Source organism: Vibrio sp. 10N.286.45.E10 (assembly GCF_002874195.2).
In the GTDB taxonomy this organism is placed as follows: Bacteria; Pseudomonadota; Gammaproteobacteria; order Enterobacterales; family Vibrionaceae; genus Vibrio; species Vibrio crassostreae.
In genome coordinates this window covers 109,761-131,371 of record NZ_MCWD02000002.1, presented here as the reverse complement: position 1 = coordinate 131,371, position 21,611 = coordinate 109,761, and the positions used below count along the sequence as shown (strand labels likewise).

At 44.2% G+C, this 21,611-nt stretch carries 19 protein-coding genes and 1 pseudogene; 8 read left to right on the top strand and 12 right to left on the bottom strand.

Annotated elements, in window-relative coordinates; translation table 11 throughout:
- Positions 1-274: 274 nt before the first annotated feature.
- Positions 275-2,200, bottom strand: a pseudogene (locus tag BCU34_RS13710) (monovalent cation:proton antiporter-2 (CPA2) family protein).
- On the bottom strand, positions 2,200-2,817 hold the full coding sequence (locus tag BCU34_RS13705; protein ID WP_048660394.1) for an NAD(P)H-dependent oxidoreductase: 618 nt from the start codon (positions 2,815-2,817) through the stop codon (positions 2,200-2,202). The pseudogene BCU34_RS13710 and the gene BCU34_RS13705 overlap by 1 nt, the downstream one beginning before the upstream one ends.
- Before the next feature lie 303 nt (positions 2,818-3,120).
- On the opposite strand from BCU34_RS13705, the gene BCU34_RS13700 reads away from it, so the two are divergent.
- Entirely contained in the window at positions 3,121-4,197 is a 1,077-nt protein-coding gene (locus tag BCU34_RS13700; protein ID WP_102478878.1) for a threonine aldolase family protein, read from the top strand.
- Positions 4,198-4,217: 20 nt separating this feature from the next.
- Here the strand turns inward: BCU34_RS13700 and BCU34_RS13695 are convergent, their stop codons facing one another.
- A complete protein-coding gene (locus BCU34_RS13695; RefSeq protein ID WP_017060906.1) occupies positions 4,218-4,343 on the bottom strand; it encodes a hypothetical protein in 126 nt (41 codons plus the stop codon).
- A gap of 247 nt (positions 4,344-4,590) precedes the next feature.
- On the opposite strand from BCU34_RS13695, the gene BCU34_RS13690 reads away from it, so the two are divergent.
- Positions 4,591-5,025, top strand: coding sequence for a YccF domain-containing protein (locus tag BCU34_RS13690; protein ID WP_017111843.1), 435 nt, complete (start codon positions 4,591-4,593; stop codon positions 5,023-5,025).
- A gap of 101 nt (positions 5,026-5,126) precedes the next feature.
- Here BCU34_RS13690 and BCU34_RS13685 read toward each other — a convergent pair whose 3' ends face one another.
- From BCU34_RS13685 to BCU34_RS13675, 3 genes are all read right to left on the bottom strand, one after another.
- Complete coding sequence (locus BCU34_RS13685; RefSeq protein WP_102478877.1) at positions 5,127-6,050, bottom strand: hypothetical protein; 924 nt, start codon at positions 6,048-6,050, stop codon at positions 5,127-5,129.
- 194 nt (positions 6,051-6,244) lie between these two features.
- Positions 6,245-7,393, bottom strand: a complete 1,149-nt coding sequence (gene yiaY, locus BCU34_RS13680; protein ID WP_102478876.1) for an L-threonine dehydrogenase — start codon at positions 7,391-7,393, stop codon at positions 6,245-6,247.
- Positions 7,394-7,630: 237 nt separating this feature from the next.
- Positions 7,631-7,807 carry a hypothetical protein gene (locus BCU34_RS13675; protein ID WP_165905187.1) on the bottom strand — a complete coding sequence of 59 codons (177 nt, stop codon included), beginning with the start codon at positions 7,805-7,807 and terminating at the stop codon, positions 7,631-7,633.
- 235 nt (positions 7,808-8,042) lie between these two features.
- On the opposite strand from BCU34_RS13675, the gene yjjG reads away from it, so the two are divergent.
- Both yjjG and yddG read left to right on the top strand, forming a co-directional pair.
- Entirely contained in the window at positions 8,043-8,717 is a 675-nt protein-coding gene (yjjG, locus tag BCU34_RS13670; protein WP_102478875.1) for a pyrimidine 5'-nucleotidase, read from the top strand.
- Positions 8,718-8,897: 180 nt separating this feature from the next.
- Entirely contained in the window at positions 8,898-9,830 is a 933-nt protein-coding gene (yddG, locus tag BCU34_RS13665; protein ID WP_102431506.1) for an aromatic amino acid DMT transporter YddG, read from the top strand.
- Positions 9,831-9,877: 47 nt separating this feature from the next.
- Here the strand turns inward: yddG and BCU34_RS13660 are convergent, their stop codons facing one another.
- Positions 9,878-10,774: a cation diffusion facilitator family transporter gene (locus tag BCU34_RS13660; RefSeq protein ID WP_055319427.1), complete on the bottom strand. Its 897-nt coding sequence runs from the start codon at positions 10,772-10,774 to the stop codon at positions 9,878-9,880.
- A gap of 288 nt (positions 10,775-11,062) precedes the next feature.
- On the opposite strand from BCU34_RS13660, the gene BCU34_RS13655 reads away from it, so the two are divergent.
- Positions 11,063-11,413, top strand: coding sequence for a hypothetical protein (locus BCU34_RS13655; RefSeq protein WP_048663383.1), 351 nt, complete (start codon positions 11,063-11,065; stop codon positions 11,411-11,413).
- Between the two features lie 125 nt (positions 11,414-11,538).
- On the opposite strand, the gene BCU34_RS13650 is transcribed toward BCU34_RS13655, so the two are convergent.
- Complete coding sequence (locus BCU34_RS13650; protein WP_019825766.1) at positions 11,539-12,417, bottom strand: LysR family transcriptional regulator; 879 nt, start codon at positions 12,415-12,417, stop codon at positions 11,539-11,541.
- Between the two features lie 162 nt (positions 12,418-12,579).
- Here BCU34_RS13650 and BCU34_RS13645 point away from each other — a divergent pair, with 162 nt between their 5' ends.
- The 3 genes from BCU34_RS13645 (at position 12,580) to BCU34_RS13635 (ending at position 15,976) form a co-directional block, all read left to right on the top strand.
- Complete coding sequence (locus BCU34_RS13645) at positions 12,580-13,179, top strand: class I SAM-dependent DNA methyltransferase (protein ID WP_048660386.1); 600 nt, start codon at positions 12,580-12,582, stop codon at positions 13,177-13,179.
- 275 nt (positions 13,180-13,454) lie between these two features.
- Positions 13,455-15,020: a YjjI family glycine radical enzyme gene (locus BCU34_RS13640; protein ID WP_102478874.1), complete on the top strand. Its 1,566-nt coding sequence runs from the start codon at positions 13,455-13,457 to the stop codon at positions 15,018-15,020.
- Positions 15,021-15,061: 41 nt separating this feature from the next.
- Entirely contained in the window at positions 15,062-15,976 is a 915-nt protein-coding gene (locus tag BCU34_RS13635) for a YjjW family glycine radical enzyme activase (RefSeq protein ID WP_102478873.1), read from the top strand.
- Positions 15,977-16,034: 58 nt separating this feature from the next.
- Here BCU34_RS13635 and BCU34_RS13630 read toward each other — a convergent pair whose 3' ends face one another.
- From BCU34_RS13630 to yccS, 4 genes are all read right to left on the bottom strand, one after another.
- Positions 16,035-16,946, bottom strand: coding sequence for a LysR family transcriptional regulator (locus BCU34_RS13630; protein WP_102478872.1), 912 nt, complete (start codon positions 16,944-16,946; stop codon positions 16,035-16,037).
- A gap of 75 nt (positions 16,947-17,021) precedes the next feature.
- On the bottom strand, positions 17,022-18,284 hold the full coding sequence (locus BCU34_RS13625) for a hydroxymethylglutaryl-CoA reductase (RefSeq protein WP_102478879.1): 1,263 nt from the start codon (positions 18,282-18,284) through the stop codon (positions 17,022-17,024).
- 161 nt (positions 18,285-18,445) lie between these two features.
- Entirely contained in the window at positions 18,446-18,766 is a 321-nt protein-coding gene (locus BCU34_RS13620; RefSeq protein ID WP_048660381.1) for a hypothetical protein, read from the bottom strand.
- Positions 18,767-19,392: 626 nt separating this feature from the next.
- Positions 19,393-21,576: a YccS family putative transporter gene (gene yccS / locus BCU34_RS13615; protein ID WP_048660380.1), complete on the bottom strand. Its 2,184-nt coding sequence runs from the start codon at positions 21,574-21,576 to the stop codon at positions 19,393-19,395.
- Positions 21,577-21,611 lie beyond the last annotated feature (35 nt).

Below are 21,611 nucleotides of genomic sequence, written 5' to 3'. Positions count from 1 at the left end.
CAGGAATGAGTGCATATATAGCCATGTTTATGGTGTGGTTTATGCAGGGTTGGAATGTTTCAATAATGTAAAAATTGAATCCACTTTTGCTATGTGGTCAGAAATTAAAAATTTTAGCTAGATCACACAAATATCTCGGATTATGAGTTTCAGCACCTGATACTTATGTTCATTTGACGTTTTGTAGGGGTTAAATGAAAGAAAAAGCGGCTTAAATAGCCGCTTTTGATGGTTGCATTGCATGGTCATCTAGAGCTGTAGCTTAGACTTCTGCTTAAGACTCTTCTTCCTCAAAGCCATCTGCATAACCTTTTGGTGGTGGTGTCCAACCACGTTCAGATCGAGAGTGTTTGTCTGAACGGTCTTTCTTCATGTCTTCTTTCATCGCATCTTCAAGGTGAATGAAGATTTGTCGTTAGTTGTTGTCGTAGCGTGGATTCTCTTCAGCCTCAGACCAAGCTTGGTAAAGCTTTTCAGACTTACGGCTCTCTACGCGTTGATACGTCGATTTTTGCTGTTCGACGAAGAATGGATGATGACCCAAAGAGCGCAAGGCTTGTGCGCCCATTTCAAGAGCAGAATGGTAGGTCTCTGATTCCACAAAGTCTGCACCTGCTTCTCGTAAGCGATAACTATGACCACGGTCGAATGCGCGGGCTAAGATTTTCACTTTAGGGTAGGTGTGTTTAACGTACTTCACTAACTCAACGCTTGAGTCTTGGTTATCGATTGCTACTACTAGCATTGCCGCTTCTTCGATTCCGGCGGTATGCAACAAGTCGTGACGAGTCGCATCACCAAAGTAAGATTTGATATTGATAGAGCGCAGTAAGTCTACTTGGTTCGCTTGGTGATCCAGAACCACCGTATTGACATCGTTCGACACCAACAAGCGGTTAACGATTTGACCGAATCGACCAATGCCCGCAATGATAACGGTGCCTTTCTCTTCAATAGTATCTTCTTCGCGGTCGTTAGATTTTTGTTCGTAACGAGGCAGAATCACTTTATCAAATAGAATGAATAACCCTGGTGTTAGGAACATTGAAAGTGCCACAACCAGAGACAATGTTTGGACGATGCCAGCAGGTAACACGTGGTTTTGAGCCGAGAAGCTCAATAGTACAAATCCAAACTCACCGGCTTGCGCCAAGCTCAATGTAAACAGCCAACGGTCACTGTTTTTGATTTTGAAGATCAATGCCAACGTAAATAGCACTAAGGCTTTAAGAAGCATGACGCCAAGGGTGAGGCCAATGATCAAACCAAAGTCGTTGAATAGAACATCAAAGTTGATGCCCGCACCGACGGTAATAAAGAACAAGCCAAGTAACAGTCCCTTAAACGGGTCGATATTAGACTCAAGTTCGTGGCGGAATTCACTGTTCGCTAATACCACACCTGCAAGGAAAGTGCCCAAAGCCGGTGATAGGCCGACTAGGCTCATTAATGCAGCAATACCAATCACCAACATCAGTGCGGTTGCAGTAAAGATTTCACGCAGACCTGAGCTTGCTACAAAGCGGAACAGTGGACGACTCAAGAAGTGTCCGCCGACCACAACAATCGCAATAGATGCAGTGATCACAAGGCCATAAGCCCAGCCGGGTAGGCCAGCAACAAGACTCAACTCTTCATGGTGATCAGAAGCCGAAGCGACTGCGCTTTGTGCAGCTTCGATTAATTCTGGCAACGCCAATAGAGGGATAAACGCCAACATAGGGATGACGGCTATATCTTGGAACAGTAGGACTGAGAAAGCGTTCTTGCCGCCTTCTGTTTTGGATAGCCCTTTTTCGTTAAAGGTTTGGAGAACAATCGCGGTAGATGACAGTGCGAAGATCAAACCGATAGTCAGCGCAATGGTCCAAGGCTGTCCGAAGAAAAGGGCGATACCCATTACAATTGCGGTCGTGCCACCAACTTGCAGGCCACCTAGCCCCATAAGTCGGTTCCTCATTGCCCAAAGCATCTTAGGTTCAAGCTCAAGACCGACTAAGAACAGCATCATAACCACACCGAACTCGGCAAAGTGTTGGATAGTTGTGGTCTCTTCACCTACGAGACCAATAATTGGACCAATCACAACACCAGCAATGAGGTACCCAAGTACAGAGCCGAGGCCAAGTCTTTTGGCAATAGGCACGGCAATAACTGCTGCTACTAAGTAGATAAACGCTTGTAGAAAATATCCCGTCATTATTTAACCTCTGCCATTAGTTCTTCTACGTAGTGGTTTAGCTTTTCTGCCTTACTGGCTTTTTTGATATTGATCTCGCCAGCAACCAACGCCTCTAACAGTACTTTATAGCTATCGACATGCTCTTGAATGCGGTTCTCTTCCAACGCGGTACGCGAACCAAATAACGCAAAGGGCGCGAGGTAGTTCATCCCACACAGAGAAGCGGTTTGTTCGATTGGGTGAAGCAGTTCTCGAATCGTGAAATGGTTGTAACCATCAGTTTGGTAGGCGTCTTTTTTGCCACCTGCAGTAATGCTACATAACAAGTTCTTGCCTTGTAGTTCGTTGCCATCGGTGCCGTAAGCAAATCCGTATTCTAGGACGAGGTCTTGCCATTCTTTAAGAATTGCGGGTGTTGAGTACCAATATAGTGGGAACTGAAAAATGATGATGTCATGGTCCAACAGGCGTTTCTGTTCGCGATCGATATTGATCTTGAAGGTTGGGTATTCAGCATAAAGGTCGACACAGGTGACGCCTTCAATACGTTTGGCTTGCTCAAATAAGGGTTTGTTAGCTTCAGAGCGATGCTGAGAAGGGTGGGCGAATAGCACCAAGACTCGATTTTTCGACATATAGCCCTCTTTGTCCATTAACGAATAATATTTATTGGAATTATAGATATACAATAATAGAAGAATGGTTGAACAACAACGAATTAGCCCATACTTATCTAGTTAGAAGCGCGTGTTTTTAGGGACTTAATTATATAAAACACCCGTCAATTTGAGTATTTCCGGCACACGCAGCCGGTGACTGAGTAAAACTAATTATTCGCTAATAATAAAAGCGAATAGGTGTACTTTATGTCACCGTTGAAGGCTAACGTAAATAATTCAATCACCCTACATAGAACGACAATGAATAAAGGAAAAGGTATGAGCACGGACTTGCGTCAACAATGTAATTTGCTGCTTTCTGGTCACTTCGATCCAACACCAGCCCAAACCTTCGCACAAATGGCTGAATGGTGCGAAACACATGATGTGTCGCACGACACCTACGGTGATGGCGAGTTTATCGAGAGCTTTGAAAACAAGGTCGCAGAACTGCTTGGTTATGAAGCGGCCGTGTTTGTGATTACCGGCACTATGAACCAACCCACAGCATTAGAAATTGCGTGCCAAGAGAAAAGAAACCCAGTCGTGGCGATGCATGAGTCGAGTCATATCATGCGTCATGAACGCCAAGGGTATCAGCTCCAAAATCGATTCAACGTGCTTCCGGTCGGCAACGTATTTCGCACTTGGAATGTCGACGACTTAAAGGCTTGGCCTGATGAGATTGCCGCGGCATTGTATGAACTACCGATGCGAGAGATTGGTGGTCAGCTGCCTGAGTGGGAAGAGCTTGAAGCGATAAAGCAGTACTGCAAAGAACAATCGATTCATCTGCATATGGATGGTGCGCGTTTGTGGGAGTGCGGCGCGTATTATCAAAAGCCATACAGCGAGATTGCTAAGGGGTTCGATACGGCTTATGTTTCGCTGTACAAAGGGTTAAACGGTCTTGGAGGTTCACTCTTATTAGGTGACAAGGCTTTCGTAGCAAAAGCGTCGGCATGGATGAAGCGTCAGGGCGGAAATGTTTATCATCGCACGCCTTACGTGGTTTCGGCAGCAATGCAGTTTGATGAGCGATTAGAACTGATGCCTGCTTTATACGAACGCACCAAACAGGTTTATCAAATCTTACAAGATTACCCGCAGTTCAAAGTGAACCCGCAGGAACCCCAAGTAAACATGCTTCACCTCTATTTACCAGTGAGCTATGAAGACGGTATTATTGTGAGAGACAACATAGCGAAGAAATACAAGATTTGGATAGGAAACCCAGCAATCAGCGAGTTGCCAAACCAATGTAAGATTGAATGGTATGTTGGTGATAACTTACTGAATCTGCCTGATCATGATCTGATCGACATTCTTGATTTTATTAACGAAGAGCTGATTTGATTAACGAAGAGTTGAATTGATTACATGTATTGGTTGATGTACACGTCGACTAAAAACATGAATACAGGCACTGTGCTGAGAAGTCCAAAGAAGACGATTGGCACCCAGTTCTTCATTTTCTTTTTAGGTTGCTCAGTGTTGTTCATAAATTCGGCCTTAAATTAGTTGTTGTAGCTGTTTAGCTTTGTGATACTAAAAATCTACGAGCATGGTATCAAATAAAATCGATGATCCCTATGCGGATTTGGCGTTTCGTGGTGTGTATCAATCACAGAAAATGTAGGCGATTCATAAGCGGTTCATAAAGGTTCAACAATAATGAACCTATTAGAACAAGTATTGCCTTATTCGGCATATGAAATAAACAGCATTCAAAGATTTGGAGAAGACAACATGAGAACAATAGGAAACATCATTTGGTTTCTGTTTGGTGGCGTATTTATGGGATTGGCATGGTGGTTCTTCGGACTGCTCGCATTCCTCACCATCGTTGGTATTCCATGGGGTAGAGCGTGTTTTGTAATGGGTAACTTCTCATTCTTCCCATTTGGTCAAGAAGCGATTTCACGTGATGAATTGACCAATGAAACTGACATCGGTACCAGCCCACTAGGTCTGATTGGTAACATCATTTGGTTCTTATTTGCGGGAATCTGGTTGGCGATTGGTCACATCATGTCAGCGGTGGCATGTTTCATTACCATCATTGGTATTCCATTTGCAATTCAGCATCTTAAGTTAGCGGTTATCTCGTTGGCGCCAATCGGTAAAACCGTAGTAGATAAGCGCGAAGCGGAAGCTGCACGAGTGAGAAATTACAAAGGTTAAGAATTTAGTTTAACCTTTATCTGAAACCAAAAAGCACATCATTTGATGTGCTTTTTCTTGGCTCTTGGTTCTCGGTTTGTTTTATCAAGCTTATCTAACCGCTATACGTTATTGAACAAGACTTCAATTCGAAGCGTGATATTCGCTTCTTCCGTGTGCTTCTCATAAGGTTCTCGTTCCCATTGATAACGAGGAATGAGTTCGTAGAACAGCCATTCTTTCCATACGTTCTGCCGGTAAGTAATCGAAACCTGAGCGTATTCGTAGTGATTATAAGGCTCATCCGTTGCATTAATCGTGGCGCTATATTGGAGTGCTTGGTCTTGAGAAAGGTAATGATACAAGCTTAATCCCGTACCATAGGTCCAACCTTTAAGATCGTCGTTATACCCAGCAAAACTTGACGATCGGGCCAGGAACTTATCACTGAGCGATAGGTCAAAATCAATATCAGTGATCTCGCCAGTTTCTTGTTTTTCCTGATAAATACGCTGAGTTAACCTAAATACCACATCGGTTGTAAGAGGGTAGGTAAAGCGGTAACGAGCTTCGATGCGTGGTCGTAATGTCGCCTTAATATTGAAGCTGCTATAGCCTTTGGCGTACGCGTCGTAACGCAGACCTAACGCACTTTCTAATTCATCTGAATCATTCGGAAAAAAATCCAAGAACTCTTCATCGCTGACAGACTCGTAGATTAATTTCAGCCGCTTGCTCACAAAGGGAAGGTGTAAACGCGCTTTGAGTTTTGTTGAGTAGTCGACATCGCCGCCTTCCGAGTAAATGAAGTCGTTGTACCAACGCACAGAGGTGCCCGCACGAGCATCTTCAGTTATTCGGTCATCCACAAAGAAGCTGTCAAACCACAACGCAGGTTGGCAAAATTTACTGTTCAGGAAATGGTAAGCCTTTTCGACAGGGGCGTCTTCTAACGGCTGACTGTGACACTCATTTTTTTCCTCTGCTTGAGCGGAGTATGCAAGGAATGACGTCAATAATGAGGTGCTAACTATCCTACGACTCAATGGAACCTATTGGTTATTCTATTTATCAATGGTTTAACTATAACCAAGCAATTTAGGTAATGCGACTTTTTATGGCTAATATCTGGTAGCTAGTGTTGAAGGTAAAGGTTTGAAAGGGATTGGACGGACAATTGAAAACGGGCTCAGAAGGTGAGCCCGTTTGCTTTAGCTATAAGAAGTGACTTGTATCTAGATTACATTGCCGCTTCGAAGATCGCTGAGATTTCTTCGTGAGTCGCTTGTTTAGGGTTAGTAAAACCGCATGCGTCTTTCAGTGCGTTGTCAGACAGCGTTGGGATGTCTTCTAGTTTCGCACCAAGCTGTGCGATACCTGTTGGGATGTTCACGTCGTTTGCTAGTTGAACAATCGCGTTGATAGCCGCTTCTGCGCCTTGCTCTGGTGTCATGCCTTCAACATTCACGCCCATTGCTTTTGCAACATCACGTAGACGCTCAGGGCAAACTTGCGCGTTGTAGCGTTGAACGTGTGGCAGTAGGATAGCGTTACATACACCGTGTGGAAGGTCGTAGAAACCACCCAGTTGGTGCGCCATTGCGTGAACGTAGCCAAGAGACGCGTTGTTGAAAGCCATGCCAGCCATGAATTGTGCGTAAGCCATTTGCTCACGCGCTTCAATGTCTTCGCCGTGTGCTACTGCTGTTCTTAGGTGTGCTTGAACAAGCTCGATTGCTTTAATTGCTACCGCGTCTGTAATTGGCGTTGCGGCGATAGAAACGTAAGCTTCGATTGCGTGTGTTAGCGCGTCCATACCCGTAGCTGCAGTCAGTGATGCAGGTTTAGCGAGCATCAACTCGGGGTCGTTTACTGAGATAAGCGGTGTTGTGTGCTTATCAACGATCGCCATCTTAATGTGACGCTCTTCATCGGTGATGATGCAGAAACGTGTCATTTCAGATGCTGTACCTGCTGTTGTGTTGATAGCAATAAGAGGCATCATAGGTTTTTCAGACTGGTCTACGCCTTCGTAATCAGCAATCTTACCGCCGTTAGAAGCAACTAATGCGATACCTTTTGCGCAGTCGTGTGGAGAACCACCACCTAGAGAAACAACAAAATCACAATCGTTGTCAGTCAGCAATTCTAGACCATCGTTCACGTTAGTGATGGTTGGGTTTGGTTGAGTGCCATCGAATACAACTGCGTCTACGCTGCGCTGGCTAAGAAGGTCTTGTACCTGCTTAACTACACCAATTTGATTCAGGATCTTATCTGTAACGATCAGACCTTTTTTAAAGCCTTGAGACTGGATGCTATCAGCAGCATCTTTCAAACAGCCAGTGCCCATGAAGTTGATTGTAGGGATGTAAAATGCAGTAGACATTGGAAAACTCCGTTAATTATGATTTTTAATTTCCTACATGTTGTCGGCATTCAAGTGGTCGACCATTGATCTGGAACAACTTTGATTTCGAACTAACACTTTCTGGTTAGTCGTTGTGATAGGGCTCATATAGCAATCGTTTTTATGGTTTTCTGGTGTGTTCTTTGTCAGTAGTAGATAGTGATAAATTGACTCGATCAGAAACAGAATTGCGCTCTATAACAATGAAAAATAAGCTTATTCACTGAAAGTCGGTTCAATTTCAGCCAGGATTGAGCTTTTCTCTGAGTTATCACTGCATTCAATTTGAGGAGCTTGTGACTCTTCAGTGTTAGGGGTGTCTTCTGGTTCCTCATCATAGTATTTGACAAGAAAAGGGGTGAGCATGACAGATGACGGTAAAAAGTGCTTCATAATACCTCCCGGTACCTAATGTGTATTTCTTGTATGGTATTGGTTTAATATGTGGCAAAATTTGCGATACATCATGACTTGTGGCTTGTTTTCTATAAATTATTAGATTTATATACAGGCTCACAGATTTACGAGTAAAGCGATTGCCAGCCTACAAGGCGAAAAGAAAAATTAAGCAAAACTACGATAAAAACAGACACAGCACTGCTCAACAGCGCGAATAACAGGACAGAAAATGAAGTACGATTGGATATTCTTTGATGCGGATGAAACCTTGTTCCACTTTGATGCTTTTCAAGGAATGAAGCTGATGTTCTCCCGTTTTGGTGTGGACTTTAGTGAACAGGATTATTCGGTTTACCAAGAGGTGAATTTACCACTTTGGGTAGATTACCAAGATGGGCGCATTACGGCAGCTCAACTGAAGCACACGCGTTTTGAAAGCTGGGCAACAAAGCTAGAGACAACAACAGCAGAACTAAACAGTGCATTTTTGACCGCAATGGCAGACATCTGTTCGCTGCTTCCTGGTGCAAAAGAGTTGATGGAGTCTTTAAAAGGCAAAGTGAACATGGGCATCATTACCAATGGTTTCACCGAGCTGCAATCTATCCGTTTAGAACGCACTGGAATGACAGACTATTTTGACCACGTGATCATCTCTGAAGAAGTGGGTGTTGCTAAACCAGATGCTGAAATCTTTGAACATGCACACAAGCTTGTTGGCTTACCAGCAAAACAACGCGTATTGATGGTCGGAGATAACCCACATTCAGATATTCTAGGCGGACTAGATTTTGGCATTGAAACTTGTTGGTTAAACAGTCAAGAAAAGGCAACGCCAGCGGGTATTAACCCTCATTATCAAGTTAAGTCTTTAGCTGACCTGCAAGCACTTCTATTGGCATAATTGCTAATTGCTAATTGCTAATTGCTTTTAGATTTTTGAGTGAATGATTGATAGCCGAGTGCAGTTATGTGCTCGGCTACTTATTTTTACCTACTGCAAGTTATCGATAGTGGTGCTTAAGCCTATCTTTGCTTTAAGCTCGCTTTAATTAGACCATTACAATAAAGAAAAGGAAGAGGCGTGCTGAAATCTCATCGCCATAGCTGCTACGGCATTGCTGCCATTTTACTTTGGAGCTGCTTAATTGCGCTTTCTCGTAGCGTATCAGAACAACTAGGCCCAATCGGTGGCGCTGCCAGTCTTTATACGGTGAGCTCAATTTTGTTGGTCTGTGTTATGGGTTTACCTAAGCTGTCACGCTTCTCTAAGTCGTATCTGCTGATTGGTGGTGCTCTATTCGTTTGTTATGAGATCTTCTTGGCTCTGGCTTTAGGGATGGCAAACAACCGACATCAAGCCTTGGAAATGGCGGTTATCAACTACCTTTGGCCTGCATTGACGGTGTTGTTCGCTGTGCTGCTTAGCGATAAAAAGATTAACTGGTTGGTTTACCCAAGTATCTTCTTAGCCTTCTTTGGTGTGGCTTGGAGTATCAGCGGCGATCAGGGGCTTTCTGTTGATCAAATCGCAGCCAATATTGCAACTAACCCTAAAACCTATTCAATGGCGTTTTTCGGCGCGATTATTTGGGCGGTTTACTGTAATTACACTCAGAAAGTGGCGAAAGGGCAGAATGCGATTGTGTTGTTCTTTATCGCGACTGCAATCACCTTATGGATCAAATACGCATTGAGTAACGAAACCGGCATGGTGATGACAACCAATGCTGCAATTGACTTAGTGCTGGCCGGTGTGTGTATGGGCGCAGGTTACGCGCTTTGGAATACAGCGATACTTGGCGGCAATATGGTCTTCCTAGCGACTATGTCTTATTTCACGCCTATTTTTGCGACCTTACTGTCTTCCATGATTTTAGGTTTGTCACTGAGCATGACGTTTTGGCAGGGCGTGTGTATGGTCACTGTGGGGTCACTGGCTTGCTGGTGGGTAACAAGAGAAAAAAAGCCGACGGTTACGGCGTCGGCTTCTAAAAAGGTTCAATCAGAGTCTTAGTTCGCGAGAAATTGATTGGTTAAGTCTTGGTTCTTAACTTTCGACTTTTAACTCGCGATATTGAGATTCAATTGAAGTTCATAAGGCATCTTCGATAAGCGTCGCTTAAGTTGGCGGCGCGTTCGTTCAATATCATCGACTGCAATGGCTTGTTGGTCGTTGGTATGAATATCAACGTTGATTCTTAGCTCAGGACCAACCTTAGTCACACCCATCAGCTCCAAATCTTGATCCGCTTCTTTGTCTACCGCGACAACGTTCTTATCCACTGCATCACAAATATCTTTGGTCGCCGACATCATAAGTAGTTCGCGCATTGCTTCACGTAACATGTCGAAAGGTACTTTGATGAAGTAGAAAGACATTAGTAACATCATCATAGGGTCGGCATACACTGCGTAAGCCGCAAGAGGTGAAAACGTCATTGACCATGCTACTAAGAAACCAGCGGTTACCGCTACACTCAATAGTGTATCCATCTGCCATTGTTTAGACTCGGCCTGAACCAGCCCTGAAGAGATACGTTTGCTCTTGTTAGCGATGTACCACCAAGCGTAACCACAACCCAACACATTGAAAATACCAAACAAAGTTGCGATAGAAGCATCCACCTCACGACCGCCTGTCATCAAGGCACCAATCGCAGAGTAAAGTGAATAACCAACCACAAGCAGAATCACAACGGCTTTAATGGCAATAACAATCGGTTCGATAATTGCTCGACCAAACGGGAACTCAGTGTCCGAAGGGCGATTGATGTATTTCGAGGCCGCTAGTGACAATAAAGTTAACAGTAAGCTGATAAGAGAATAAACACCGTCAAATACTATGACCAGAGAGCCAACGATAAGACCCAACACCAATCCGCCAATAGCGAAGCCTGATGCTAAAAGGGCTGAGAACAATAGTACTCGATTTTCGTTTTGGCTTTTCCTGTCACACATAATATTTTCCAGATGTTTTTGATAACTTCATTGTTCTAATATTGAGCTAACTTTACAAACTTTATCTGATGATATTTATATGTCTTATTTAACCAATACATATAAATCCATTAAATTCAGTGGTTTAAGTTGAAAGTCAGGTGTCAATAAAACTGACGTTGAGTGTTTTTTGGGGATGATGTGCAACTGAAATAGGATCGTTTATGATTAATAAAACACATTAGTCGCTAAGGTCTTATTAGTCCTCTAGATTTGGCTGCGACTGCGATGGACAAGGAATGAATCGATATGAAGTTTGACGATATCAATGATAACGAGTTGTGGGCGATTGCTAACCCGATCATGGATAACCTGATGGATGGTTCAACCAAGGTTGATCATGAACAGCACTGTCGAGACTTTACTCAAAGAATGAAAGACATTGTTACGCCAGAATATTTAGAAAAGGTGTGTCACCATTATCAGCACAGTAATGGCTTTTTTGCTGAGCGTGAGCCAGTGGCGCTATTCAGACGCTCTGATTCCATCGCCTTTGTCTGGAAGCAAGCTTACACCATCGCAAAAGGCGAGTTTGTCGCCGAAATGGTATTGGTTGAAGAGGATGGACGCTACTTAGTGGATCACGTAATGGTTTTCTAAACGGTTTAGTCTTTGGTTATATCAGAATTAGGCTGCATCAGTCTTAGACCGCAAAAGGCGGCGCAGGCAATAGCTCGCGCCGATCTTATATTGGGAAGATAAAATTAGATATTGGGAAGTTAAAACTAGAAATCAAACAAGTAATCACTCAGCTGATCAGCCAACCAATTCATTCCTGGATGTTCGGCCATGCCAGCCGCAGTAAACATACAGTAGTCTTCTTGAGTCAGGCCATATGTGTGTTTGATCACCGCTAACTCTTGTTCACGTAGCAAGTGACGAATCAATGGTTCTGGCATTACGCCCCAGGCCTCTTCACGTAAAATCGTATCCAACATAAAGTCGAAGCTAGAGAAGCCGATGTAACGGCGCGAGAAGGGCTCAAGTTCAGGGTTATCCTTTTCATTAAGGTAAACCATGGTCGCTTGCATCGAATTTCTCAGTACTTCATCAGACACTCGTCGCATCGCGCTCAAATCATGCCCTTTCTTACAAACAGACATCATTCGAATCTTACCAAGTGGGTTGTAGATAATTCTTGGGTCATCGACACGTTCGTAATCGACGCCAAATGCGAAGTCGACTTGCTGAGTTTCAACTAGGTTAGCTAAATCGCCGCTCGACGCGAGAACGAAGTTGAATGAGGTCGAAGGGTACTTGTTATTGAGAGCGTGCGATAAATCCTGCCACATCTCATCGGGTAATGAGTCATCTCGTGCAATCCAAATCTCCGCGTTAAATTCCCCCGAAACATGCAAGCAGGTTTGTTTGATACGTGCAGCTGTCACTAACAGGCCTTCGCAATCCTTGTAAATCGCTTTGCCTGCTTCAGAAAGTTCAACGTGGTTTCCGCTACGTACAAACAACTCGACATCTAACTCTTTTTCCAAGGCTTTAATCGACATGCTAAGTTTGGTTCGGTTGCATTCTAACTGGCGTGCAGCTTCAGACACTGATCCTAAATCAGCAACGGAACAAAAGGCTTGGACTTGAGAAAGGTTCATTTCATTTCCATATTAAGCGGGGGGCTGGTGCATATTATCTGAATATTGTGCTGACTATCTTAGAAATAGTCCATCTTTGCATGATAACTCTATGACGAATTGACTAATTTGGTTTACTCTGGGGGGGTTCCGAACCTACAAGAAGTAAAGATGGAGGCCATGATGGCGAAACAATGGGACGAGTACGCCGTTGATTGGGATAAAGATCCCGCGACCGCAGTATTCGCACAGTCCGTATTTGACCAGTTGACACAGCTCGTTGATTTAAACGGAACCCGTGTCCTTGATTTTGGTTGTGGTACAGGACTACTCAGCCAGAAAATATCTCCTTTAGCAAAAGAGATCATCGCACTCGACATCTCCGAAGGGATGATTGAAGAGTTAGATAAGAAAGAGCTACCTAACGTTGAACCGGTTGTTGATATTTTATCGCGCGGACTAGCAGCGCAGCATCCAGCATTCAGAAACCAGTTTGACCTAGTGGTCGCTTCTTCGGTGTGTGGTTTTATCCCTAACCTACAAGACACAGTCAGTCTGATTTACACGTTGCTTGAAAATGATGGCACGTTTGTACACTGGGATTGGTACTTAGAAAACGGCAGTGAAGACTATGGCGTAAGCCAACAGCGCTCAGAGAATGTCTTGAGTGCGGCAGGTTTCTCTGTTGTTGAAGTGTCGACACCGTTCTCGGTTGATACACCACAAGGTGAGTTAAAAGTACTGATGGGCGTTGGACGCAAACAAGTGCTTCCTCATCTGTAATTGCTTCCTTTATCTGTAAAGAGTATTGCCTTTAGCTAACTCTGACAGCGCTAACCTAAATAACGAAACCCACATTAACGGCCTTAAAGCCAGTTATGTGGGTTTTTCTATTTTTACGGCTTCGTGTTTTAAACGGACTATTCCTAGTGTCTTAATGCCGGCTAACTTCAAGTATCTAATTTCCATTTTGGAAAAACAGTCTTGCATACATTTCATTAGTGGAAATGTAACGGTGAGATATAAAATAAGTCCATAACAATTTTAAGGGTTTAATCATGAGCCACCAATCTGCGTCATCTACTTCTTCACCACTTTCAGAGCAACAACAACGCTTGAGCAATATCATTTCAGATGCCAATCTGTCTCCAAAACAGAAATCGAGTTATCTTGCCTTAGAAGCTGAAGCTAGCCTACCGTACATGCCGGTAAGCAATGAAGTAGAGCAAGCCTTACAACAAGGTGTGCTATGTGACATGTTTGAAGGTCACGCCCCATTTAAGCCGCGCTATGTGCTTCCCGATTATTCTAAATACTTACATCAAGGCTCAAAGTATTTAGAGCTTAGCGCGGCAACTAATTTCGACGAAGCATTGAACATGCTAACCATCCTTTATCATCACGTTCCGTCAGTGACTTCCATTCCGGTTTACTTAGGTCAACTGGACGATGTGTTGATGCCTTTCGTGGGCGACTTAACGGAAGAGCAGGTTTATCAAAAGCTTAAGCTGTTCTGGATTATGTTGGATCGCACACTACCAGATGCCTTCATGCATGTGAATATCGGACCGACAGACAACATTATCTGCCGTACGATTTTACGTGTCGATGCTGAGCTCAAGCAGATCGCACCTAACTTAACCTTTATGTACGACCCTGCAGTGACGCCTGATGATCTGTTGCGTCATGCAGCAAGCAACATTTGTGAATGCAGCAAGCCACATATCGCCAACTATCCAGCACATGCCGCAGCGTATGGTGATAAGCGTTTTGGAATCGTGAGTTGCTACAACTCTCTACCTTTGGCGGGTGGTTCAAATACGCTAGTACGTATGAACCTGAAACAAGTGGCGTTAAAGTCTGAGGACAGTGTCGATTTCTTACAACAAGTATTGCCGAACTACAGTAGCATCATGGTTGAGTTGATGAACGCTCGTAGCCGCTTCTTACATGAAGAGTCTAACTTCTTCGAAGGCTTCTTAACTCAAGAAGGTTTGATTGAAGAAGATCGCTTTGCGCCAATGTTTGGTATTTACGGCATGGCTGAAGCCGTCAACATCTTGATGGAAAAAGAGGGTAAAGCAGGGCGCTATGGTCATGATGAACAAGCTAACCAACTTGGGCATCGCATCTCTGAAAAACTGGCTGAGGTCGTTGAGAACTCAGAAGTGAAATATGGGCTAGAAGGCAAGGCTTTACTACATGCTCAAGGCGGTATTAGCCTAGATGAAGATGTGACTCCAGGTGTGCGTATTCCTTATGGAACAGAACCTGATCCTGTCTCTTACGTGCGTGCTACTGCGGGTCACCACAAGTTCTATACCTCAGGTATCAGCGACATTCTGACCATCGATGAAACAGTGAAATCTAACCCAGAAGCGATGTTTAACTTGTGCAAAGGCGCAATCCAAGCTGGTTACCGTGAGTTTACCGCTAACGTTGCATCGAACGACTTAGTTCGTGTGACGGGCTATATGATTAAACTGTCAGACATTGCTAAATACGACGAGCAAGATTCGCGTACTAACACGACTTTCTTGGGAGCTGAAGCAGCGAAGAATACGGGCATTTTAGAACGTAAACCGCGCGTCGCGAGCTTAGAGATGTCGCCAACGTACGAATAGCGCTTTAATCTAACTATACCCATAACCAAACAATACAAATTATGAAAGTTTCTGATCTAACAACTCAAATGGCTAGGGTTAAAAATAATAAGACAGAAAAACAAACGAAGGTCAGCCGTGTGCTGACCTTTTCTTGTGTTGATGGCCCGGGAAATCGTTTAGTACTGTTCTTACAGGGGTGTAATTTCGATTGTATAACCTGTCACAACCCACACACCATTAATCACTGCAACCACTGTGGAGACTGCATCAGCGGGTGTCCAAGCGATGCTCTAAGCATGGTTGATGGCCAAGTGAAGTGGGACCCAGCAGCCTGCACCAACTGCGATCAGTGCATTGATATCTGCGATCACAAGTCGAGCCCGAAAATTACCACAATGACGGTCTCGGAAGTACTTGAACTCGTTAGGCATAATCAGTTTTTCTTAAGTGGCATCACCGTTTCTGGCGGTGAAGCGACCATGCAACTGCCGTTTATCATCGAACTGTTTGAAGCAATTAAAAGTGATCCACAGTTAGCGCATCTCACGTGCTTTATTGATAGTAATGGTTCGCTGTCACTGCAAGGGTGGGAGCGAATATTGCCTTATCTTGATGGTGCGATGATTGACCTAAAATCATGGCAATCGGAAACACATCAATGGTTAGTAGGCAGAGGCAACCATAGGGTGTTTGAAACCATTAACTACTTAGCAGATAAAGGAAAACTGCACGAAGTTAGGTTGCTGCATATTCCGAATAAAAGCGACCTTGAAGATGAAATTGAACAGGTGGGGCGTTACTTGAAGATTCTACCAAGTGATGTTCGAATTCGACTGAATGCGTTTCAACATCATGGTGTGATTGGCGAAGCGTTAGATTGGCCGAAATGCACCGAACAGCAGATGCAGAGCTTTCACGATAAGCTCTACACGATAGTTCAAAGACCTATGCAAACGCCTGAGGTCTATACCTAGCTTTTAAATTGTTTAGACGCTCAGCCAGGCTTAAAACAACGTTAAATCATTAAAAGGATTAAGCTTCTAAGAACAAGTCGCGCAACCATTTGATGGCCTGATCATTCATATTTGGCTTGTTCCACACTAAGCTATACGCCACCTTGCCGTAATCAAAAGGCAAGGGTTTGCTCACTAAGCCCTGAGCTTGCTTTGCATGCTTAACCCACTGCTTCGAACAAGTGAACAGGAAGGGAGTATGATGACAAAGTACAGCCGCAGCCCCAAAGTCCGCGACCGATATGGCCATTTCTCTAGGTTTGTGACGTTGTACCAAGCTTTGCTCAAAGTAAGGTTGAGACAGTTCGTTATCTAAAATCCCAATGTGCTTGTAATCTAGGTAGCCTTCCACGGTCAGTTCTTGCTGAGCAAGAGGGTGGTGTGCGCCCATCAAACAAACCATCTCGTCAGGAAGAATTGTTTCCCAAACCAGCTCTTTGTTGTCGGTCGGCGGCTGAGATATATCATGGGGCAACAGGATCAAGTTCACCTTGCCGCTAAGCAAAGCATCGAAGCCGAGCTGTTGTTTCGAATAGATGTTGAGTTTGGCGTTTGGTGCGAGTTCGGTGGTGATTCGACTTATCTTTGAGGCAAAGACTTCGAAGGTACTTTCGCGCATCGAAAGAGAAAAACTGCCTTGGTACTCTTGAGGGCTAAAACTCTTCTGATGGAGCAATCCATTCATGCTAGAAAGAATCGCGTGAACCGTTGGTGCGACTTGAAGCGCAAAGGGAGTCGGGATGAGCTTGGTCCCATCTCGGTAGAACAGTTCGTCATTTAAGATGCTACGTAGCTGAGACAGAGTTTTACTCACACTCGAAGGGCTGACACAAAGCTGCTCAGACGTTTGAGTAACACTGTGGGTGTTCAGCATAATATGCAGCGCAGTGAGGTGCTTAAGGCTCACTCTCGATAAGTGTAAGTAATCCATGTGTGACTCACGTATTCAGGTTGGCTTGTGATTTTGCATGAATGACAAAAACGATCAAGCCAAATCGGATTAAGGTTATTTGCGAGCCAGCTTATGGTGAGCTCGTGAAAAGTGGCCTGCACAGAATGCACCGACAATCGATAACTCGCCAGCCAAACACAGCGCAGCACACACTTCGGCTAAGGCTTGTGATTTACCATTACCGTGTAGTCCTAACAAATCGAGACATGCTTTTTGGCTTGGTAACCCAGTACCGCCGCCGACAGTCCCTAACATCAGGTTAGGTAGGGTCACGCTCGTGTATAAACCGCCTTCTTTGTTGAGTTCCATACGAGTCATACCAATCGCAGACTCAGCAACACACGCTGCGTCTTGGCCACAAGCAATGTAGAGCGCTGCTAGTGCATTCGCGTAGTGGGCATTGATACCAATCGTACCGCTCAGAGCGCCGCCGACAGTGGTCATCTGGCCAAACTGAACCATCTTCTCTGGTGTGGTGTGAAGGTACTTAGCAACAAGCTCAGCAGAAATGTTTACTTCGGCTGTTACCTTTTTGCCACGAACGCTGCGTAAGGTTTGGGTATTGGCTTTTTTGTCGCCCGATAAGTTGCCATCAAGAAAAGCATGGTCAGGCTGAACTGGTGTATTTTCAATGATGTATTCAAACACAGCATTAGTTGCGATGGTTACCATGTTCTGACCAGAAGCGTCTCCAGTTAGAAATTCAAACACCAAGTAGACATGGTTGCCTTCGATGTTGATGTTGATGTCGGTAAGCTTGCCGTGTGAGGTTGTTGATTCTGCCAAGATCTTGAATTGGTCATATTGAGTCACAGCCCAAGCCACAAACTGCCCAGCTTCAACTAATCCTTGGAATGCGAAACCAGGAGTACGCGTTACACCTTCATTGAGCAACATAGCACTTGCGCCACCACAAGCCGTAATCAGTTTGGAACCACGATTGTAAGAGGCGACAAGCGCTGCCTCTGTGGTTGCGAGTGGTACGAGGTAATCGCCCTTAGCAAATAAGCCATTGACTCTTAATGGGCCAGAGACACCGACAGGCACTTTAACCGTGCCAATGAAGTGTTCGATGTTTTTTTCATAAGCTTGAATCTGACTTTCGGTATGGGAGTCGAGTAGCTCTTTTTGTGATTCTGAGTTATCGAGAGCAGTCCAACGGCGTGTGAGATTCTTTTCTGTCAGGTAGGGGCTAGGTGTCAGTTTATTTACTGGCTTTTCAAAATGAGGTTGAAGCTTTTTTTCTAATTCGTCTGCGGAGATGTCGCCTCCTAAAATAGAAACATAGTCACGGCGATGCAGATTTAGTTTTGGCATAAATAGTATGAAGTAAAGTTTGTGCAGAAAATTGGTTTGCGCTGATTCTACCGAGTAATAAACCAGAAACAAGCGCCTGATATAATGAGTTACAGTTTGTGTGGTTGTTGAAGCAAAAAGCAGCAAAGTTTCGCAAAATATAGGCTGTATTTGAGTGTAATTTAGATATGAATGTCGAGAAGGCTACCGATGGCTTCGTTTTGACGATCAACCACACTCGCACCAACGCGGTTGTAACTTGCACTTTGTGTCAGTTTAATCAAGGAATCGGTTGAGGATGAAGCGGGTTCAGGTTCTTTATCTTTAAAGGAAATGGATTGTTCAGGCTCTATTTGATTAAAGCTGAGATCGCTAACTTGGAAAGTGTCGTCGGATTCTAAAGAGTGTTTGGAGGCTTGGTTGAGCTCGATTGCAGCTTCTTCAGCCATGTTAGTTGACTGCTGAATAATCGCGTAACCAGATTGAATACCAGATATCGACATAGCAGAACCTTTTATTGACGTATGAAATGAGTCTAGGCGGACGATATTTTGAGCGCAATGGTGAACAGATGAAATTTACGGTGAAAATGTGAACTTAAGCTAAAATAGTGATGTCTGTCTATTAACTGAACAGGTCATTTAGCGCGTTTAACTCTTCTTCAGTAAGCAAACAAGGCTTCTCCGTTTCAAGGTTGCCGTCGATTCTTTTAATTGCTGTGGACTAAGAAGCTGTATTTGCTGCTTAAATGCTTCAAATTGCTGTGTGTTCATAATGTGACCTTAGTTCAAATCCATATGCTCTATAGAGCATAGCCTACTGATACAGGAAATCAAACAAGATTAATCGAATATTAAATGGTGTTTGAAATTTCCTGAAACTAAGACAACTATAAATTCCTGTGGTCGTTTTTTGTCCGAGAAATGTTAGGCAAAGTTAAGGCTTGGTCAATCAAAGTCAGAGAATTCCTACAATGTAAAAACTCCTGTAACCCTTGTGGCATAAGGGTAGGCAAGTAATTGCTCTACCCAGTTTGGGGTATGGGTAAAGCAATGTATAAATACGGCTGGTGATCAAAAGGTGAGCGATTGGCGTTATCTTTTTGTTTTTACAGTATTTTGTTTGTTAATCATGAAGCTTCTGTTTCAAACGGTTTATCGATCTTAACCTTGACTGCAAACTTGGTCGCTAAGGTATGCAGTTCTGGAAGCATTCGATAAATCAAATGGAGCTGCTGTAGAACCATTCTGACAGAACTCTCATCTTCTTCTCGCCACTCACTCAGACGTTTATCCAGTTCAGGGTCATAAGCGTTTTTCACTTCACACTGTTCTTGATGAGAATAGAGTTGATCATTTAGAGCGTCTAGATGCTCGTGGATTACTCTGTGCGCATCTAACACCAGTTTGTGTGTCGCCTCATCATCAATACGTGTTCTGTGAGCCCCCAGAGCCGAAATATAGCTGAGTAGAGCGTGGTTGAGTGTTAGGAATCGGAAGCTCTCATCTTCAGAAGTACGGTACTTACCGGGTTCAACCAGCATGCTACTGATAGCGGCAGTTAGGTTTGCATCATTATTATGGGCACTACGACGAGCGATACGATAATTGAGGCTGTCTTTCTTACCGACACGGTATTGACCAATGATCTGAGCGAGATAATTCTTATTGGAATCGAGCGCATCCGCCATCACTTTGTGCAGTCGCTTCGATTGCCAATCCGGTAATACGTAAATGACCGCAAGTACGGCGAGGGCACAACCAATAAAGGTATCCGCTAGTCTTGGTAACACCACCGCGTAGCCTTCTCCTAATTGGTTAAAGCAGAAGAGCACAAGCAGTGTGATAAAACCGGTCGCGAAGCCGTAGTTATTGATTCGGAAAGCAAAGAACATCACGCCACTGATCACAATGAACACCAATTGGCTTTCTTGGGAAGGAAAGAAAGTCAGTAGCGGTACGCCAACCAATAGGCCTGCCACAGTACCAATAACACGGGCGGTCAGCTTCTGGCGGGTTGCGCTGTAGTTTGGCTGGCAAACAAACAGTGTTGTTAGCAGGATCCAGTAACCACGCTCAATATTAAACCCTTGGATGATTCCGTAGCCGAGTGTCAGCGTGATCGCCATACGAATCGCATGACGAAACAGCATAGAGTCGGTATGCAGATTGGCTTTGATTTTGTGCCACATTGCCGTCAACGTGTGTGGGTTGGTGTCGTCTAATACACCTTCTTCAATCTTCTCTGCGTCTGGGTTACTGATATTCGATAGCTGTTTTTCAACCGTTGCCAGGTTATTGAATAAGTAATCCAATTGGTTTAACAGCGATTTCCACTCGGGCTTGTTCTGTTGGTGTAGATGGTTAAGTGAAGACATCAGCTCATCAAGTGCCAGTACAGATTTGTCACCATGCTGGTATTCAGCGCCCACTTTCAATGAGCTCGCCACTTCTTTACAAGCTGTGGCTTGGGCTTCCAGTAGATACTTAAATCGGAACAACACGTCAGAACGTTCAAAGTGCTTTGCCAGTTCTTGATAACGATAATGGCTTGAACTTACGCGTTCATGAATATCTTGTGCGATGAAGTAGGTATTAAGAAATCGGTCACTTGGTCCATCAATGTGTCCGCGTTTAGAGCGATTAAGCAGTGTCGCTTTACACATGTTGAGTGCATTAACGGTACTCGCGTTGAGTTTGGCTTCAATGATTCGGTGTGGTTGGGGAATCAAGTCTGAAACGGGGTAGAAGAGTTCCGCTTTTGAATCGATGTAATTACCGATTTGATCGAATACCGTGGCTAAGTTTTGCTGCACAGGTTGCATTGGCCACACTATCTGCCAAATCATCGACATGAAGTAGTACCAAGCGGCACCAGTTAACAGTAGAAGCGGTTGAAACCAAAGGTTGGTGCTCTCATGGGCACCGAGCATGGTATAGATGGCAACTAAGAGAGAACCAAACGCGATACTCGCGTATTTAGGGCCAATTGCCCCGAGAATGATAAAGGAGAAAGTTGAAACAAAAAGCCCTATCGCAAACAGCCAAGGCGTATTGAAGAGAAGCTCAATAGAGAAAGCCGCAACCGCGAAACAGATAAAGGTCAGCGTAAGTGCTTTTAAGCGTCCGGTAAAGCTGTCATCGCTTTCCGCAAGAGCCGCTGCAATAACGCCTAAGATCAAAGGCGTGATCAGTGTGTTTTGTCCATAATACCAAGCAGGCACCACCACACCGAGCAGAGTGATGAGAATTAATACGCTGTAATTTATGGTTTTATTCGCCCAATAGAGGCGTAATTTGGCTGAAAAGTCCACAGTCGCTCACTTGACACACTAAAAACCATAATCCT

Excerpts from the sequence above, each read along its gene's own strand:
- BCU34_RS13705 (WP_048660394.1), bottom strand. The coding sequence starts at position 2,817 with ATGTCGAAAAATCGAGTCTTGGTGCTATTCGCCCACCCTTCTCAGCAT.
- BCU34_RS13700 (WP_102478878.1), top strand. The coding sequence starts at position 3,121 with ATGAGCACGGACTTGCGTCAACAATGTAATTTGCTGCTTTCTGGTCAC.
- BCU34_RS13695 (WP_017060906.1), bottom strand. The coding sequence starts at position 4,343 with ATGAACAACACTGAGCAACCTAAAAAGAAAATGAAGAACTGGGTGCCA.
- BCU34_RS13690 (WP_017111843.1), top strand. The coding sequence starts at position 4,591 with ATGAGAACAATAGGAAACATCATTTGGTTTCTGTTTGGTGGCGTATTT.
- yiaY (WP_102478876.1), bottom strand. The coding sequence starts at position 7,393 with ATGTCTACTGCATTTTACATCCCTACAATCAACTTCATGGGCACTGGC.
- BCU34_RS13675 (WP_165905187.1), bottom strand. The coding sequence starts at position 7,807 with ATGAAGCACTTTTTACCGTCATCTGTCATGCTCACCCCTTTTCTTGTC.
- yjjG (WP_102478875.1), top strand. The coding sequence starts at position 8,043 with ATGAAGTACGATTGGATATTCTTTGATGCGGATGAAACCTTGTTCCAC.
- BCU34_RS13660 (WP_055319427.1), bottom strand. The coding sequence starts at position 10,774 with ATGTGTGACAGGAAAAGCCAAAACGAAAATCGAGTACTATTGTTCTCA.
- BCU34_RS13655 (WP_048663383.1), top strand. The coding sequence starts at position 11,063 with ATGAAGTTTGACGATATCAATGATAACGAGTTGTGGGCGATTGCTAAC.
- BCU34_RS13650 (WP_019825766.1), bottom strand. The coding sequence starts at position 12,417 with ATGAACCTTTCTCAAGTCCAAGCCTTTTGTTCCGTTGCTGATTTAGGA.
- BCU34_RS13645 (WP_048660386.1), top strand. The coding sequence starts at position 12,580 with ATGGCGAAACAATGGGACGAGTACGCCGTTGATTGGGATAAAGATCCC.
- BCU34_RS13640 (WP_102478874.1), top strand. The coding sequence starts at position 13,455 with ATGAGCCACCAATCTGCGTCATCTACTTCTTCACCACTTTCAGAGCAA.
- BCU34_RS13635 (WP_102478873.1), top strand. The coding sequence starts at position 15,062 with ATGAAAGTTTCTGATCTAACAACTCAAATGGCTAGGGTTAAAAATAAT.
- BCU34_RS13630 (WP_102478872.1), bottom strand. The coding sequence starts at position 16,946 with ATGGATTACTTACACTTATCGAGAGTGAGCCTTAAGCACCTCACTGCG.
- BCU34_RS13625 (WP_102478879.1), bottom strand. The coding sequence starts at position 18,284 with ATGCCAAAACTAAATCTGCATCGCCGTGACTATGTTTCTATTTTAGGA.
- BCU34_RS13620 (WP_048660381.1), bottom strand. The coding sequence starts at position 18,766 with ATGTCGATATCTGGTATTCAATCTGGTTACGCGATTATTCAGCAGTCA.